General features: G+C 64.8%; 14 protein-coding genes and 1 pseudogene. 5 read left to right on the plus strand and 10 right to left on the minus strand.

The window, feature by feature from the left end; genetic code table 11:
- Positions 1 to 72 precede the first annotated feature (72 nt).
- The 9 genes and pseudogenes from IFT57_RS26400 to IFT57_RS26440 form a co-directional block, all read right to left on the minus strand.
- On the minus strand, positions 73 to 1,692 hold the full coding sequence (locus IFT57_RS26400) for a dipeptide ABC transporter ATP-binding protein (protein WP_192153191.1): 1,620 nt from the start codon (positions 1,690 to 1,692) through the stop codon (positions 73 to 75).
- On the minus strand, positions 1,689 to 2,660 hold the full coding sequence (locus IFT57_RS26405; RefSeq protein ID WP_192153192.1) for an ABC transporter permease: 972 nt from the start codon (positions 2,658 to 2,660) through the stop codon (positions 1,689 to 1,691). The genes IFT57_RS26400 and IFT57_RS26405 overlap by 4 nt, the downstream gene beginning before the upstream one ends.
- Positions 2,661 to 2,680: 20 nt before the next feature.
- Positions 2,681 to 3,640: an ABC transporter permease gene (locus IFT57_RS26410; protein WP_192153193.1), complete on the minus strand. Its 960-nt coding sequence runs from the start codon at positions 3,638 to 3,640 to the stop codon at positions 2,681 to 2,683.
- Entirely contained in the window at positions 3,637 to 5,289 is a 1,653-nt protein-coding gene (locus IFT57_RS26415; RefSeq protein WP_192153194.1) for an ABC transporter substrate-binding protein, read from the minus strand. Before IFT57_RS26415 ends, IFT57_RS26410 begins: the two co-directional genes overlap by 4 nt.
- A 78-nt stretch (positions 5,290 to 5,367) precedes the next feature.
- Complete coding sequence (locus IFT57_RS26420) at positions 5,368 to 6,159, minus strand: ABC transporter ATP-binding protein (RefSeq protein WP_122797257.1); 792 nt, start codon at positions 6,157 to 6,159, stop codon at positions 5,368 to 5,370.
- 4 nt (positions 6,160 to 6,163) lie between these two features.
- Positions 6,164 to 6,937, minus strand: a pseudogene (locus IFT57_RS26425) (ABC transporter permease); the annotation flags it as partial.
- Positions 6,938 to 7,001: 64 nt separating this feature from the next.
- Positions 7,002 to 7,796 (minus strand): class II aldolase/adducin family protein, encoded by a 795-nt coding sequence (locus IFT57_RS26430; protein ID WP_192153196.1) that lies wholly within the window; start codon positions 7,794 to 7,796, stop codon positions 7,002 to 7,004.
- A gap of 114 nt (positions 7,797 to 7,910) precedes the next feature.
- Positions 7,911 to 9,494: a rhodanese-related sulfurtransferase gene (locus tag IFT57_RS26435; protein ID WP_192153197.1), complete on the minus strand. Its 1,584-nt coding sequence runs from the start codon at positions 9,492 to 9,494 to the stop codon at positions 7,911 to 7,913.
- The gene (locus IFT57_RS26440; protein WP_122797260.1) at positions 9,491 to 10,114 is read right to left on the minus strand and encodes a cysteine dioxygenase family protein; all 624 of its coding nucleotides are present in this window, start codon (positions 10,112 to 10,114) and stop codon (positions 9,491 to 9,493) included. The genes IFT57_RS26435 and IFT57_RS26440 overlap by 4 nt, the downstream gene beginning before the upstream one ends.
- A 94-nt stretch (positions 10,115 to 10,208) precedes the next feature.
- Here IFT57_RS26440 and IFT57_RS26445 point away from each other — a divergent pair, with 94 nt between their 5' ends.
- The 5 genes from IFT57_RS26445 to IFT57_RS26465 all read left to right on the plus strand — a co-directional run bounded on the left by IFT57_RS26445 (position 10,209) and on the right by IFT57_RS26465 (position 13,879).
- Positions 10,209 to 11,102, plus strand: a complete 894-nt coding sequence (locus IFT57_RS26445; RefSeq protein ID WP_122713268.1) for a LysR family transcriptional regulator — start codon at positions 10,209 to 10,211, stop codon at positions 11,100 to 11,102.
- Between the two features lie 159 nt (positions 11,103 to 11,261).
- Entirely contained in the window at positions 11,262 to 12,386 is a 1,125-nt protein-coding gene (locus IFT57_RS26450; protein WP_192153198.1) for an acyl-CoA dehydrogenase family protein, read from the plus strand.
- 226 nt (positions 12,387 to 12,612) lie between these two features.
- A complete protein-coding gene (mntP, locus tag IFT57_RS26455; RefSeq protein ID WP_122797263.1) occupies positions 12,613 to 13,179 on the plus strand; it encodes a manganese efflux pump MntP in 567 nt (188 codons plus the stop codon).
- A 98-nt stretch (positions 13,180 to 13,277) separates the two neighbouring features.
- Entirely contained in the window at positions 13,278 to 13,577 is a 300-nt protein-coding gene (locus IFT57_RS26460; protein WP_192153199.1) for a type II toxin-antitoxin system RelE/ParE family toxin, read from the plus strand.
- Entirely contained in the window at positions 13,574 to 13,879 is a 306-nt protein-coding gene (locus IFT57_RS26465) for an addiction module antidote protein (protein ID WP_192153200.1), read from the plus strand. Before IFT57_RS26460 ends, IFT57_RS26465 begins: the two co-directional genes overlap by 4 nt.
- Before the next feature lie 114 nt (positions 13,880 to 13,993).
- Here IFT57_RS26465 and IFT57_RS26470 read toward each other — a convergent pair whose 3' ends face one another.
- Positions 13,994 to 14,959, minus strand: a complete 966-nt coding sequence (locus IFT57_RS26470; RefSeq protein ID WP_192153201.1) for an aliphatic sulfonate ABC transporter substrate-binding protein — start codon at positions 14,957 to 14,959, stop codon at positions 13,994 to 13,996.
- Between the last annotated feature and the right edge of the window lie 3 nt (positions 14,960 to 14,962).

The raw sequence follows: 14,962 nt of genomic DNA on the forward strand, positions 1-14,962 counted from the left end.
TGGTGAGTCAGGCAGACCGCGATGTCTTCTTCGCGGCCGATGACCGCTCCTACGGGGACTGAGATGCGTGGGTCAGGCCAGGGCGCGTTGACGCTTGCCGGGGACGGCGTCCAGCAGCGCTTGGGTGTAGGCATTCCCCGGATGATTGAACAGCTGCGCAGTGGGGCCTTGGTCGACGATGCGGCCCTGGCGCATCACCAGCACCTCATCGGCCACATTGGCGATCACTGCCAGGTCATGGGAGACGATGACGTAGGCGATGCCCAGCTCGCGTTGCAGCTCGTCGAGCAGATCGAGGATCTGCCGCTGCACCGAGACGTCCAGCGCCGACACCGGCTCGTCCAGCAGCAGAAGATCGGGCTGCAGCGCCAAGGCCCGGGCGATGGCCACCCGCTGGCGCTGGCCGCCGGACAGCTCCCTGGGCAAGCGGTCGAGGAAGTGGGCCGGCAGATGCACTCGTTCGATCAATTCACGCGCAGCCCGATCGAGCTCCGCCCCTCGGGCCAGGCCGAACGACACCAGAGGTTCGACGATGCTGTCGAAGATCGACAGGCGCGGGTCCAGCGCTGCGAACGGGTTCTGCTGCACCAGTTGCATACGCCGACGCAACGGTCGGAATTGACGCCAGCCGAAGTCGGTCACGTCTTGCTCGGCAAACTCGATGCGGCCGCTGTCGGCCTTCTCCAACCCCAAGGCAATACGCAACGCCGTGCTCTTGCCCGAGCCCGATTCGCCGACGATGCCCAGGGTCTGCCCGGCGCAGACCTTGAAGCTGACATCGGCCAGCGCCTGGAAGCTGTCGGCCTGGCCACGCATCCGCGGCAGCCGGTAATGCTTGTTCACCGCAGTCAGCGCCAGCAGCGGCGGTTGCCCTGGCGCAGCCGCAGTCCGCGGTGCGCGGGGCTCGGCGAAGGCCGGCGCGGCGGCGATCAAAGCGCGGGTGTAAGGCTGGGTCGGATTGGCCAGCACCTGGTGTGGCGTGCCGTGCTCGACCAGCTTCCCGGACTTCATCACCAGCACCCGGTCGGCGCGGTCGGCGGCAACACCCAGGTCATGGGTGATGATCAGCAACGAGATGCCACGCTCGCGCACCAGCCCCTCGAGATGATCGAGAATCCGCTGCTGCACGGTCACATCCAGCGCACTGGTCGGCTCATCGGCGATGATCAGTCGCGGGTTGCCGGCCAGTGCGATGGCGATCAGCACGCGCTGGCGCATGCCGCCGGACAGCTCGTGAGGGTACTGCCGGGCGCGCAGCGTCGGGTTGTCCAGACCGACCTGGGCGAGCAGCTCGCTGACATCGTTGTCTACCCCCCGGTAGCGCCCACCTCTGGCCAGCACCAGTGCTTCGGCGATCTGCCCGCCGATGCGTTGGGTGGGGTTGAGGCTGACCATCGGGTCTTGTGGTACCAGACCGATGGTGCGGCCGCGCAGTTGGCGTTTGGCACGTTCGCTGGCCTGGCTCAGATCCTGACCGGCCACCACCAGCCGACCGGCGGTCAGCACGGCGCTGTCGGGCAGCAAGCCGAGGATAGCGTTGGCCACAGTGGTCTTGCCCGAGCCTGATTCTCCGACGATGGCCAGGGTCTCGCCCTGGGCCAGGCTGAACGATACATCGGTCACCGCTTGGGTTTGCTGCGCACCCTGGCGGTAGGCGATGCCCAGGTTGTGGACTTCAATGAGCGCGTTCATCGCTTGATCTCTTCAAGGGTGCGGGCCAGGTGATTGAGGCTGAACACCACCGCCACGACAAAGGCGCCGGGCAACAGCGCTACCCACGGCGCGGTGATCAGAAAATGCCGGCCGGTGGCGATCAGCGTGCCCCATTCCGGCGCCGGTGGCGCGGCGCCGAAACCCAGGAAACTGAGGCCTGCGGTGGCCAGAATGGCCGCGCCGAAGTCCAGCGTGGCGAGCACGGCGACTGGCCCCCAGGCGTTGGGCAGGATGTGCCGCCACAACGTCTGCAACCAGCTCGCGCCGCCCAAGCGGGCGGCTTCCACGTAGGGCAAGGTCTTCACGCGCAGCACCTCGGCGCGGGTGGTCCGGGCAAAACCGGGAATGATCCCCACACCCACGGCAAGGGCTACCGGCAAGGTGCCGAAGCCGATGGCGGTGACGATGGCCAGTGCCAGCAGCAAGCCGGGCAGGGCCAGCAGTACGTCGATGACTCGCATGATCAGCGCATCCACATGGCCCCCGGCGAACCCCGACAGCACGCCCAGGCTCAGGCCGCCGAGCAGGGCCAGGCCAACCGCCAGCAGCGCTGCCTGAATCGACAGGCTGGCGCCGTGGATCACGCGGGTATAGAGGTCGCGGCCCAGTTCGTCGGTGCCGAACCAATGGGTGGCGTTGGGCGCGGTGAGCTTGGCCAGCGGCGCCGTGGCATTGGGATCGAACCCGCTCAGCACACCTGGTGCCAGCGCAGCCAGCAAGGCGAACGCGACTAGCAGTGCGGCCAGCATGAAGCCGGGCCGGCGCAACAGAGGACGTGAAGCGCTGAGCAGGCGTGACCAGCGATTGCGCCGTCGCCATGGCGTCGCGGTCGCGGTCGCGGCTGGCAATGGGGCGGATGGCGCGGTTGGCGTGGTAGCCGGTATGCGTTGTATCGACGGCGAGCTGAACCGACGGTCGAGGTTGCGCACGGCGTTGGATGAAGGCATGAGCGGAATCCTTTGCAGGCCTAGGCCGCACTGGGCGCACGGGGCGCGTGGGTGATACGGGGGTCGAGCAGCGGGTAGAGCAGGTCTACCAGCAGGTTCACCACCACGAAAGCGGCCGCCGAGATCGCGACGATTGCCAGCACCACTGGAATGTCCTGGCGCAGTACGGCTTCCTGGGCCAGGCGCCCGACACCGTTGCGGCTGAAGATGGTTTCCACCAGCACCGCACCCGACACGGTGTTGCCGACCTGCAGGCCGAACAGCGTGAGAATCGGCAGCGCCGCGTTCTTCAGGCCGTGGCGGTACTGCACCTGGGCGCGGCTCAGACCTTTGGCGTAGGCCGTGGTGATGTAGGGCTCGCGCCACACGTGCTGAAATCCGCGTTGCAGCACCTGGGCATACACCGCTGCGCTGGGGATCGCCAGGGTGATGGCCGGCAGCACCAGGCTGTCCAGGCCCTGACTGCCGGTGGCGGGGAACCAGCCCAGGCCGAAGGCGAACACCTGGATCAGCAGCAGGCCCAGCCAGAACACCGGCACCGAGAACCCCAGCGACGGCAGGCGCGCCATGGCTGATTGGAGGGGTTGCCAGCGCACGTAGGCGGTCAGGTAGGCCAGGCCGATGCCGCCGATCAACGACAGCACGATGGCGGTGCCCGCCAGGGTCAGAGTCTGTGGCAGGCGCTCGGCCAGCAGCGCAGTCACCGGGCGGTTGAGCGACAGCGACTGGCCGAAGTCACCGTGCAGGGCCTGCCAGAGCAGATGCACGTACTGCTCGAACAGCCCACGATCCAGCCCGTAGTAGGCACGCGCCTTGGCCAGGTCCGCCGATGACAGCGCATCGACTTCCAGGCCCGAGGCGCTGAGCATGATCGACAGCGTGTCGCCGGGCAGCAGGTAGAGGATGAAGTAGGTGATGGTATAGGCGCCCCACAGCACTAGCAGCGCCTGGCCGACACGCCCCAGCAGGTAACGGTTCATGGCGTGCCGACCTCGATGTCACCGAGGAAGGCGAAGCCCTCTGCAGTCCAGTGGAAGTTCTTCACCCGAGCAGCCGTGGCCGCCTGCCAGACACGCTCGTAGATCGGGATGGCCGAGGCCTCGTCTACCAGCAAGTCCTGCAGGTCGCCGTACGCCTTGGCCCGCTGCTCGGCCGCAGTCGCAGTGATGCCAGCGTCGAACAGCGCGGTGGCCCGGTTCAGGGTCGCCGGCTCGTAGGTATTGGTGGCCAGGGTCGAGCTGTTGGCGCTGCGCGGATCGAGAATGGTCTGCAGGATGATCGGGTCGGCGCGGGTCATGTAGGTGGACGTCAGGTCGTAGTTGCCCTGGGCATTGGCGGCGGTCCATTCGGCGCGGGTCACCACGTTGAGTTTCAGGTCAATACCGACCTTGCGCAGTTGATCCTGCACCAGCACATCGCCGGCCGTCTCACTGCCGTTGATGTTGTAGGCCAGGCTCAGGCGCTTGCCGTCCTTGTGTCGATAGCCATCGGCAGCCGGTGCCCAGCCTGCCTCGTCCAGCAGGCGTGTGGCGCCGACAGCGTCGTAGCCAAGCTTGGCGCCCTGGGCCTTGAAGTACGGCGTGGTGCTGTCGTACACACCGTTGACGACGGGGAAATCGGCGTTGTACACGGTGCTGGCGTAGCTCTTGCGGTCGATGGCCTTGAGCAGCGCCTGGCGCACTTTCCTGTCGGCCAGTACACGGCCGTTGCGGGTGTTGGGGTACAGGTTCAGCGCGGGGCCGGGCAAGGCGCGGCTCTGGATGGTCGCGCCCTTGCTCTGGTAGAGCTTGAGGTCGACTTCGGAGAACGGATTGCGCGGCCACAGCACATCGACCTTGCCTTGCAGGAACAGACCATTGCGCACGCTTTCCTCGGCGATGTAGCTGATTTCCACGGCATCCAGATGGGCCTCGGTCTTGTTCTTCATGTTCGCCGACGCCCAGTGGTAGCCCGGTCGACGGGTCAGTCGGGCGCCGCTCTCCGGCGTGTAGTGATCGAGCACGAACGGACCGGTACCGATGATCTGGCCAAGCGAGCGCTGCTTGGCCGTCAACTGGTAGGAGGCCGGCGCGAGGATCGCCAGGTTGGTGGTAGAGGTGGCCTGCAGGAAACCGGCGTTGGGTCGCGACAGCACCAGTTTGACGGTGAAGTCGTCGAGCACTTCGGCGTGGTCGTAGCCCGCCAGGTAGGTCGCACCGAAGGTCGCCGGCAGCTCCTTGGCGAATGCCTTGTCGCTGTCGAAGGCGGCCTTCACGGCGTGGGCGTCGAAGCGCTCGCCATTGCTGAAGGTGACGTCGTCACGCAGCTGGAAGGTGTAGCTCAGGGCGTCGTCGCTGATGTCCCAGCTCTTGGCCAACCAGGGAATGATCTTGCCGCTGTCCGGGTCCTGGTCGGTCAGGGATTCGGCGACGTTGCGCAGCAGCACGCGATGTTCGAGCCAATAGACCTGGAACGGGTCGACGCTGACCAGGGTGGTGTTGTCGCCGAAGAAGGCGATCTTCAGGGTCTTGTCGGCCTGCTCGGGGGCCGAGGGCGAGCAGCCCACAAGCGTTGCGAGCAGTACGCCGAGCGCCAGCAGGCGGGGGCGTGTAGGTGGGTTCGAAGCCGATGAGGGGGCTGGGTGGTGCATGGGTGAGGGTCCTTTTCAGTGCTGTGATCGGCTTGGGTTTGGGGTGGGGGCCTTCGCGGGCAGAGGGCTCACCCCGATTCAGGTCGCGAGCGCTCTTGGTCTGCTGGCCAGCGGCAAGGGCCCATCGGCCACCTGAGGCGGGCCGGCTTCCACGCCCAGCAGCCCCAGCAGGCGTCGGCGAATGGCATTGAAGGCCGGGGTACCTTTTTCTCGAGGGCGATCCAGCCCAATGGGCAGTGCTTCGGCAATCCGTCCCTGCTTGAGCACGATGATGCGATCGGCCAGCAGGATCGCTTCCTCGACATCGTGGGTGACCAGCAGCACCGCAGGCCCGTGGGCACGCCACAGATCGATGATCAGCTGATGCATGCGAATGCGGGTAAGGGCATCGAGGGCCGCGAAGGGTTCGTCGAGCAACAGCAGGCGAGGCTCGCGCACCAGGCTGCGGGCCAATGCCACGCGCTGGGCTTCACCGCCGGACAAGGTGGCGGGAAAGGCGTCCAACCGGTGCGCCAGGCCCACTTCGGTCAGCGCCTTGACCGCACGCTCGCGAGCCTGGGGGTCGCGCACGCCGAGGGTCACGTTCTTCCACACGCGCTTCCACGGCATCAGGCGCGGTTCTTGAAACACCGCCGAGCGTGCCGCGGGCACCAGCAGGCGGCCGCCCTCGATCGGGTCGAGCCCGGCCAGCGAGCGCAGCAGGGTAGTCTTGCCCGAGCCGCTGGCGCCCAGCAGGGCAACGAACTCGCCGGGTGCGATGTCCAGGTCCAGGCCGTCGATGACACGGTTGGTGCCGAACTGGCGCACCACGTTCTGCAGGCTGACGGCGGGTTGAGGGTGCAATGGGCGGGTCAGGGTGTGTGCGGTCATGGGGTCAGCTCTTCACGAAGGAGGGGCGCCAGGCCAGGGCATAGTGCTCCAGGGCGCGGATGATGCCGTCGATCACCAGCCCCAGCAGGCTGTACACCAGCAGGCAGATGACGATGATGTCGGTGCGCATGAAGTCGCGTGCGTCGCTGGCCAGGAAGCCGATGCCGGAGGTGGCGTTGATCTGCTCGACGAACACCAACGCCAGCCAGGAGATCGCCAGCGAATAGCGCAGGCCGACGAAGAACGAAGGCAGCGCGCCGGGCAGTATCACGTGCCACACCAGTTCGCGACGGTTCAGCCCCAGGGTGTTGCCGGCTTCGATCAGCTTGGGGTCGATGCTGCGGATGCCGGCGAACAGGTTCAGGTACACCGGAAAGGTGGTGCCCATGACGATCAGCGCGACCTTGGTGAATTCGCCGATGCCGAACCACAGAATGAACAGTGGCACCAGCGCCAGCGACGGTACGGTGCGCAGCATCTGCATGGGCGAATCGAGCAGCACTTCGCCACGTCGCGACAACCCGGTGAACAGCGCGGCGACGGTGCCGATGACCACCCCGATGGCCAGCCCCGACACCGCCCGCTGCAGGGAGATCAGCAGGTGCATGGGCAGTTCGCCGCTGACCGTCAGGGCCCAGAAGGTCACGGCAATGCTCGAAGGCGCGGCGATGATGCGCGGTGGAATCAGCCCGGCCCGGGAAGCCAGCTCCCACAGCACCAGGATCGCCAGCGGGCTCAGCAGCCTGAGCACGAAGCCCGGCACGCGCACGCCGCGGCGGGGTGCGCTGGGGGTGACTTCGAGCATGTGGATGGGCGCTCTGGCGATCGGCCCGGAGGCGATTTCAGGTGGCATAGTCTTGGCCCTCGCGGTCCAGTTGACGGATCAAGGCGTCCCAGTGCAGTTGGATCTTGGGGTTGTCGCCGCTGGCTGCACTGGCGGACTGCTGGTGCACCTTGTCGATGGCCGCCTGCGGCGCCAGCAGCAGGTCGGCATTGCCGCCGGCCTGGGCGGCGATCTGGATGTTGCAGGCGCGTTCCAGCCCATGCAGTTCGCGGAAGGCGTGCTCGACACTGACGCCTCCGGTCAGCAGGCCGTGGTTGCGCAGGATGAGGATGTTGCTGTTGCCCAGGTTGCGGACCAGGCGCGTCTGTTCGTCCAGATCCAGCGCTATGCCTTCATAACCGTGGTAGGCCACGCGGCTGTAGTAGAGCAGCGCGTGCTGGGACAGTGGCAGCAAGCCGTTGCGCTGGGCCGACACTGCCGCACCATCGCGGGTATGGGTGTGCAGCACCGCTTTGAGGTCGGGACGTGCGCGGTGGATGGCGCTGTGGATCACGTAGCCTGCGTGGTTGATGCCCAGACCCAGCGGATCGTCGATCAGCTCACCGTCGATATCCACCTTGACCAGATTGGATGCGGTGATTTCATCGAACAGCAGGCCGAAGGCGTTGATCAGGAAGTGTTCCTGATCGCCCGGCACGCGGGCCGAGAAATGCGTATAGATATGATCGGTCCAGCGCAACTGCGCGGCGATGCGATAGGCAGCCGCAAGCTTGACGCGCACCTCCCATTCCTGCGGCGTGACACGCTGGCGCAGCGTGGGCGTGGAATCGTGCAGAACGGACAACGAAGTCATCGGGTCTCTCCTGAAAAACGTGCAGACCGGCGGCGACGGCACATGAGTGCGATCGCCGCTCGGTCCGGTTTCATCAGGTCCCGAGCAGCCAGTGAGGTAAGGGGTACGGCGGTGTCAGATCACCTTGAAACCGTGGGTGCCGTCGTTGGCCAGTTGTTCGACCAGACCGAACTCCCAATCCAAATAGCCTTGCATGGCCTGGCGGGGGTTGTCGGTGCCCTCGTAGGGCCGCCGGTAGCGGTCGCTGCGGGGCACGGCCAGATGGCGCTCGCCTGTTTCCACCGGCAGGCCTTGCTCCACCCAGGCGGCATTGCCACCTTCGAGAAGAAATACCGGCTTGCCGGTCAACGCCTGCAGATCGGCCACGGCGAAGCGCGCCAGCAGCCCGCTGCCGCAGGTCACCACGTAGCGTTCGGCCACAGGCACGTTTTCCAGGGCCTGGGGCAACTGCGCGCGCAGGGCCCAGTGGGCACCGGCAATATGGCGCTGCACATGGTTGGCGCTGCTGGTGAAATCGAATACCTGGGTATCACCTTCAGCTTGCCACTGGGCAAGTGTTGCCGGGCTGACCGTCTCGGCATCGGGCAGGGTCGGCAGCGGTGGTTGCCAGGCGCCGGTGGCCGTGAAATCGCTGGATTGCGCATCGTCCAGCACGTAGACGTCCCAGCCCATCTGGGCCAGCCACGAGGCGCTCATGTTGGCGCGCACGCCGTCGTCGTCCACCAGCACCAGCCGTGCACCGCGCACGCTGGCGAAATGATCGGTCTCCTGCACCAGCTGACCGCCCGGTGTGGAGCGCGCCGCGGGCAGGTGCCCGGCCGCGTATTCTTCCGGGGTGCGCACGTCGAACACGTAGGTGGTGCGGCCCTGTTCGGCCTGCCAACTGGCCAGCACGGCAAGCGTCGCGCGTTGCACGCCGGCCCTGTCTGCCACGAGGCGTGCTGACTGCGCCGCTGCCGCGCGGGTGTGCTCGGCCACTTCGCCGAAGCGACGCTGTTGGCCGTGCTCCAGTGTCTGACCTGCCAGTGTCCAGCCGATGGTGCCGTTGCGCAGCGCCGACACCGGGTTGGGAATGCCCGCATTGACCAGCGACTGCGTGCCGATGATGCTACGGGTGCGACCGGCGCAGTTGACGATTACCCGGGTTTGCGGATCGGGCGCCAGTTCGCGGATGCGCAGCACCAGCTCGGCGCCCGGCACACTGATGCCGCCCGGAATGCTCATGGTCTGGTATTCGTCGAAACGGCGTGCGTCGACCACCACCACATCGGCCCGGCTATCGAGCAGTGCCTGTACTTGCTCGGCGGTCAGTGAAGGCGTATGTCGCAGGCTTTCGACCAGTTCGCCGAAAGCCTTGCTCGGCACGTTGACGTCGCGAAACAGCTCGCCGCCCGCATCGCGCCAACCGCCAAGCCCGCCTTGCAGCAGCGCCACGTCGGTATAGCCGAGCGCTTGCAAGCGTTGCGCGGCCACGGCGGCAAGGCCCTCGCCGTCGTCATAGACGGTGATGGCCGTATCGCGGCGCGGTACCCGCGCGTAGATGTCCAGTTCCAGCCGGGACAGCGGGATGTTGGCGGCGAACAGTGGGTGAGCCTCGGCGAAAGGCGCCTCTTCGCGTACATCGATCAATGCCACTTCCTGACCGTCCAGCAGTGCCTGGCGCAGGGTGGAGTAGGGGCGTACGGCAATCTGGCTCATGCGGGTGAACTCTCTTTTGGCGGGCTCTCTTTGGACAAGTCCCAGAAGTTGGGAATGCCCGCATTGGAATAACCGGAAATGAAGGGCTTTTCTTCGCCGCTTTCGCTGTACACGGCGCGCGCTACGGCGCCGATATTGGCGCCGTAGACATGAATGCTGATGGACACACGGTCGTCGAAGGCATTGCTCACCTGATGGATGTCGCCGATGCTGGGCGATACCGCTTCGACCTGGCCTGGCCCCAGGCGGATCGGCGCGCCGTCGGGCAACAGGCGACCATCGCTGGCACGGCTGAACCCCTGGGAGTATTCGGCGCCGCGCAACATGCCGATCAATCCCCAGACGCGATGGTCGTGGATCGGTGTGCTCTGGCCTGGGCCCCAGATGAAGCTCACCACCGAAAAGCGCTGGCGCGCATCGGCGTGCAGCAGGAATTGTTGATAGCGCTGCGGATCGGGCTGGGCCGCGATGGCCGGCAGCCAGTCGTCGTGGCTGACCAGTTGCTGCAGCAACACCGCGCCCTGTTCCAGCACCGCAGGCTCGCTCGAGTCGCGATCGAGCAGCTCGGCCAGGTCGCCGACGAACTGGCGAAAGCGGTCATAGCGCAGTGGATGAGTCATTTCAGTAGCCCTCGAACAGATTCGTTATTACCCTAGCAAAGGGATTAAGCTTCCCGAAATTCAATTTGTTCATAAGCTAATATGCGAAAAGCGAATGAAGATAGATGACATCCAAGCGTTCCTGGCAGTGGTGCGCCTGCAGTCACTGAGCGTGGCCGCCGAATCTCTGCAGCTGACCCAGTCCGCCGTCACCCGGCGTCTGCAAAGTCTTGAAGAGTCGCTGGGCGCGATTCTGCTCGACCGGCACACCAAGCCGATGAAACCCACCGCTATCGGCTTGCGCGTGTACGAACGCTGCCAGGGCGTGATGCGCGAGGTCGATTCGCTGCACGAGCTGGTGGCCGAAGACGCAGCGCCCTCCGGCACTCTGCGCCTGGGCGTACCGCAGACGGTCGGCGACGCCGTGCTGCTCGATGCTCTGCACGCCTTGAAGCAGCGCTTCGTCGATTTGCACGTGCAGGTCGCCCACGGCTGGGGTGGACAGCTGGTCCAGCGTATCCAGCACCGTGAGCTGGACGCGGCGGCGGCGTTGTTCCCGGCAGGCAAGGTGTTCCCCGACGGCGTGGTGGGCCACTCGCTGGCACGCATGCCGCTGCTGGTGGTCGGGGCCAAGGGCCTGGACTTCGGCAAACGCTGCAGGCTGGCCGACTGCCAAGGCGAGGGTTGGGTGCTCAATCCCGATGGCTGCGGCTTTCGCGCTGGCCTCTCGCACGCCTTGGCCGAGCAAGGCCTGAGCCTGAAACTCAATCTGGAGACTTTCGGCACCGACCTGCAACTGGGGCTGGCGGCCAGCGGCATGGGCCTGGGTCTGGTCCCGGCACCGCTGTTGCAGCACAGCCGCCACCGCGACGAACTGCAGGTTCTGCAGGTGTCGGATTTCAAACCCATGGTCGATCTGTGGCTGGTGCATGCGGCTTTCGTTGGCAACCTGCAAGGCGCGATTCGCTTGTTCGGGGAAACCGTGGCGCGCGGGATGAACACGGACTGATGTGGCGAGCTATGTGCGCTGTTCGCATATTAGGATATGCCTAAAATGAGCTTTACTCATGTAACGGCGATTAGGTAGATTGGCCCGAATCAATCTGCCGTGCGGTGAGTCGTGCCGTCGGCGGCCTGCCGTTATCGAACTGCACGACGGAGTTTTCCCATGACCCCACTCGACCCCATCGCCCTGGCCGCGCTTACCGAGCGGATGGCTCTGCACGCCGAGCGCTACGACCGCAGTGGCGAGTTTCCCCATGACAACATCGACCACCTGCACAGCCTCGGCCTGCTCGCGCTGACTGTGCCCACGGCCTATGGTGGCGGCGGGGCCGACCTGGCCACGGCGCAGAAAGTGGTGACCGCAGTCGCCAAGGGCGAGCCGGCCACGGCGTTGATTCTGGTCATGCAGTACCTGCAGCAAGCCCGCTTGCATCAAAGCGAGCGTTGGCCTCAGGGGTGGAAGCAGCGCCTGGCGCTGGACGCCGTGGAAAGCGGGGCGCTGATCAACTCGCTGCGGGTCGAGCCCGAACTGGGCACGCCGGCCCGCGGCGGCCTGCCCAATACCGTGGCGCGACGTACCGCCGAGGGCTGGCGACTGGGCGGCCGCAAGATCTATTCCACCGGCAGCCACGGCCTGACCTGGCTGCTGGTGTGGGCGCGCAGCGACGATGACGATCCGTTGGTGGGTTCCTGGCTGGTGCATCGAGACACTCCTGGAATCACCATCGAAGACACTTGGGACCATTTGGGCATGCGTGCCACGTGCAGCCACGACGTGGTCTTCGAAGACGTGCTGGTACCGTTCGACCAAGCGGTCATCGTGAGTCCGGCCAGCACGCCGCAGGCGGAACTGGACGGCGAAGGCCTGCTGTGGATGGCGGTGCTGATGTCCAGTGTCTACGACGGTGTCGCCCAAGCCGCTCGGGATTCGTTCATTGCTTGGCTGCAGCACCGCGTGCCGGCCAATCTCGGTGCCGCCCTGGCGACGCTGCCGCGCTTTCAGGAGCGGGTCGGCGAGATCGACAGCCTGCTGCTGGCCAACCAGGCCCTGTTGCAATCGGCCGCCGAAGGCCGCCTGCCCGCCGAGCGCTGGCCCGCCATCAAGTACCTGGTGTGCAATCAGGCCATCCGCGCCGTGACCCTGGCCATCGAAGCCGGCGGCAACCCGGCACTGGACCGTCGCAACGCGCTGGAACGGCACTACCGCAACGTGCTTTGCGCGCGCATTCACACGCCTCAGGATGACAGCGCACTGGTCGCAATAGGCCGTCAGGCGCTGTCGCTCTGACCCCTATAGACGGGCTCACGAAATTTTCATGTGCCGCTGCTTACAGTGGCGTCCCTTGTTGGGGAGTAGCCTGCTCTGGACCTCGGTTCAGCGCGTTCGTGTCAACATTCTCGGCGGTCAGCCGTGGCACGAACACCTTCGGGTTGGTGAGACCAACGATGCATCCATGCCTAAAGCCGGGCGTGTGTTTGCGTCGTTGACTCATAGCCCGGCTGGATGTTCGACCGTGAACCCCATCTCCATTATTTTCGTCGCTTTGGCCATGTCCACCGACGCCTTCGCAGCGGCCATCGGCAAAGGCGCTACCCTTCACAAGCCGCGATTCGCCGAGGCACTTCGTACCGGTGTCATCTTTGGCGCGATAGAAACCATTACCCCGTTGATAGGGTGGTTCATAGGTCAGGCGGCTACACAGTACGTTCAGGACTTCGACCATTGGATCGCCTTCGTGCTGTTGGTGGGACTTGGGCTGCACATGATCTACAACGGCGTCAAAGCTGAAGCCCCGGAAGAAGACAAGCCCCAACAGCATTCCTTCGCTATTCTGGCCGTCACTGCCTTTGCCACCAGCATCGATGCCCTGGCGGTCGGCGTAGGGTTGGCGTTCGTCGACGTGAACATCTGGATCGCCGCCGCCGCCATCGGCGTGGCGACCACGGTCATGGTCACGATCGGCGTGATGCTGGGTCGGGTACTGGGCGTCGTCGTCGGCAAACGTGCGGAAATCGTCGGCGGCATCGTGTTGATGTTGGTCGGTGCGGTGATTCTCTACGAGCATCTGTCTGCGGCGTAATCGGGGGGAGAGGTTCTGCAATGGCGGATCCTTTCCCAAGGTTGCCCGCCGTAATGAACCTCATTGATTGACTGTGATCTATAAACTACAATCAAGCCATGGTTGAAATCAAGCAGACTGCCACGTTCATGATTTGGGAAAGCAAGCTGAAAGATCAGCGAGCAAAAGCTGCAATTGCCGCTCGCATCTTTCGGCTGGCGAATGGTCTGGCGGGTGACGTATCACCCGTCGGCCAAGGTGTCAGCGAGCTGAGAATTCATCATGGCCCAGGTTATCGGGTTTACTTCCAGCAGCGTGGGAATGAAATCGTCATCCTGCTGTGTGGTGGAGACAAGAGCAGCCAGACCAAAGACATTGAAACGGCAAAACGCCTGGCGAACGAGTGGAGTCCACAATGACCGAGCCAATCTATGACTACGATCCTGCGCAGGCGCTTGACGGCCCAGAGGCGATAGCGGTGTTCATGGCGGACGCGTTTGACACTGGAGACGCTGCCTATATTGCCAAGGCCATGGGTGTGGTTGCCCGTGCGAAAGGAATGACCGAACTGGCCAAGGAAACGGGATTGGCCAGAGAGCAGCTTTATAAGTCGTTTAGCGAGCGAGGGAATCCTACTTTGAAAACCATGCTGGTAGTGATGCGCGCGCTGGGCGTTGATTTGACTGCCAGAGCGCATGTGCAATCAGAAGCGTCCATTTGAAATAAGTCGAGCCGGGCGGACCGTCGGGTATGTGCACCGGTCCACCCGACGATACGATCTATCAAGGTATTTCAATCAAGCTTATTGAGCTTGGAGCTAACCTGACCACTCCCGCTACCTGCCCGGCGCCCACACCTCCACGTTCACTGCATCGATCCGCTTGGGGATCAGCTTTTCTTCATGAAAAGCATCGGCGATCTTCTGCTGCTCGGCCAATCCTTCGCGGGTGACGTGCTGCACATCGTAGCTGCGGCGGGCGTTCGCCTGCTGCACCACTGCCGGGTCGAGATTGCCCCAGAGCGGACCCAGAATCGCGGCGGCGTCGGCCGGGTTCGCCTTGACCCATTTGCCAGTTTCGGCCAAGTCGTCGAACACCGTTTTCAGGATCGCCGGGTTGGCCTTCGCATAAGGCGTGCCTGCCAGGTAATAGCGCTTGTACGCCGCCAGGCCTTCGCTGCCCGCCAGTACGCGGGTAGGTTGGTGCTGCTGCGCGGCACTGAGGAACGGTTCCCACGCCACCCAGGCATCCACCTTCTGGTTTTCGAAAGCGGCGCGGCCGTCGGCGATGGTCAGGTAGGCCGGCTTGATGTCAGTGAAGTTCAGATCACCCTTGCGTAAGGCCGCCAGCAGCAGGTAGTGAGCCCCGGCCGCCTTGGTGACCGCAACGGTATGGCCACGCAGGTCTGCCAAGGATTTGAGCGGCGAGTCCTGCCGAACCAGAATCGCCTGGGCCTGCGGCGAAGCCGATTCGGACGCGTAGTAGGTGAGCTTGCCGCCGGCAGCTTGAGCGAACACCGGCACCGTGTCGGCGACATCTGCCGACAGGTCGACGTTGCCGACGTTGAGCGCTTCGAGCAGCGGCTGGCCACTGGCGAACTCGTGCCAGCTGACGCGCACGCCTTTACCGGCCAGTTGTTTCTCCAGCGTACCTTGCTGCTTGAGCAGCACCATCAGCGTCGAGGACTTCTGGTAACCGATGCGCAGCTGGGTTTCGGCGTGGGCCGCGACGCTGAAAGACAAGCCGAGCGCAACGCTGAGGCTGGCGGCGAGCAGGTGTGGTGAGGTGAAGAGGGTGGACATGAT

The sequence above is a fragment of the Pseudomonas sp. CFBP 13719 genome (assembly GCF_014842095.1).
Classification (GTDB): Bacteria; Pseudomonadota; Gammaproteobacteria; order Pseudomonadales; family Pseudomonadaceae; genus Aquipseudomonas.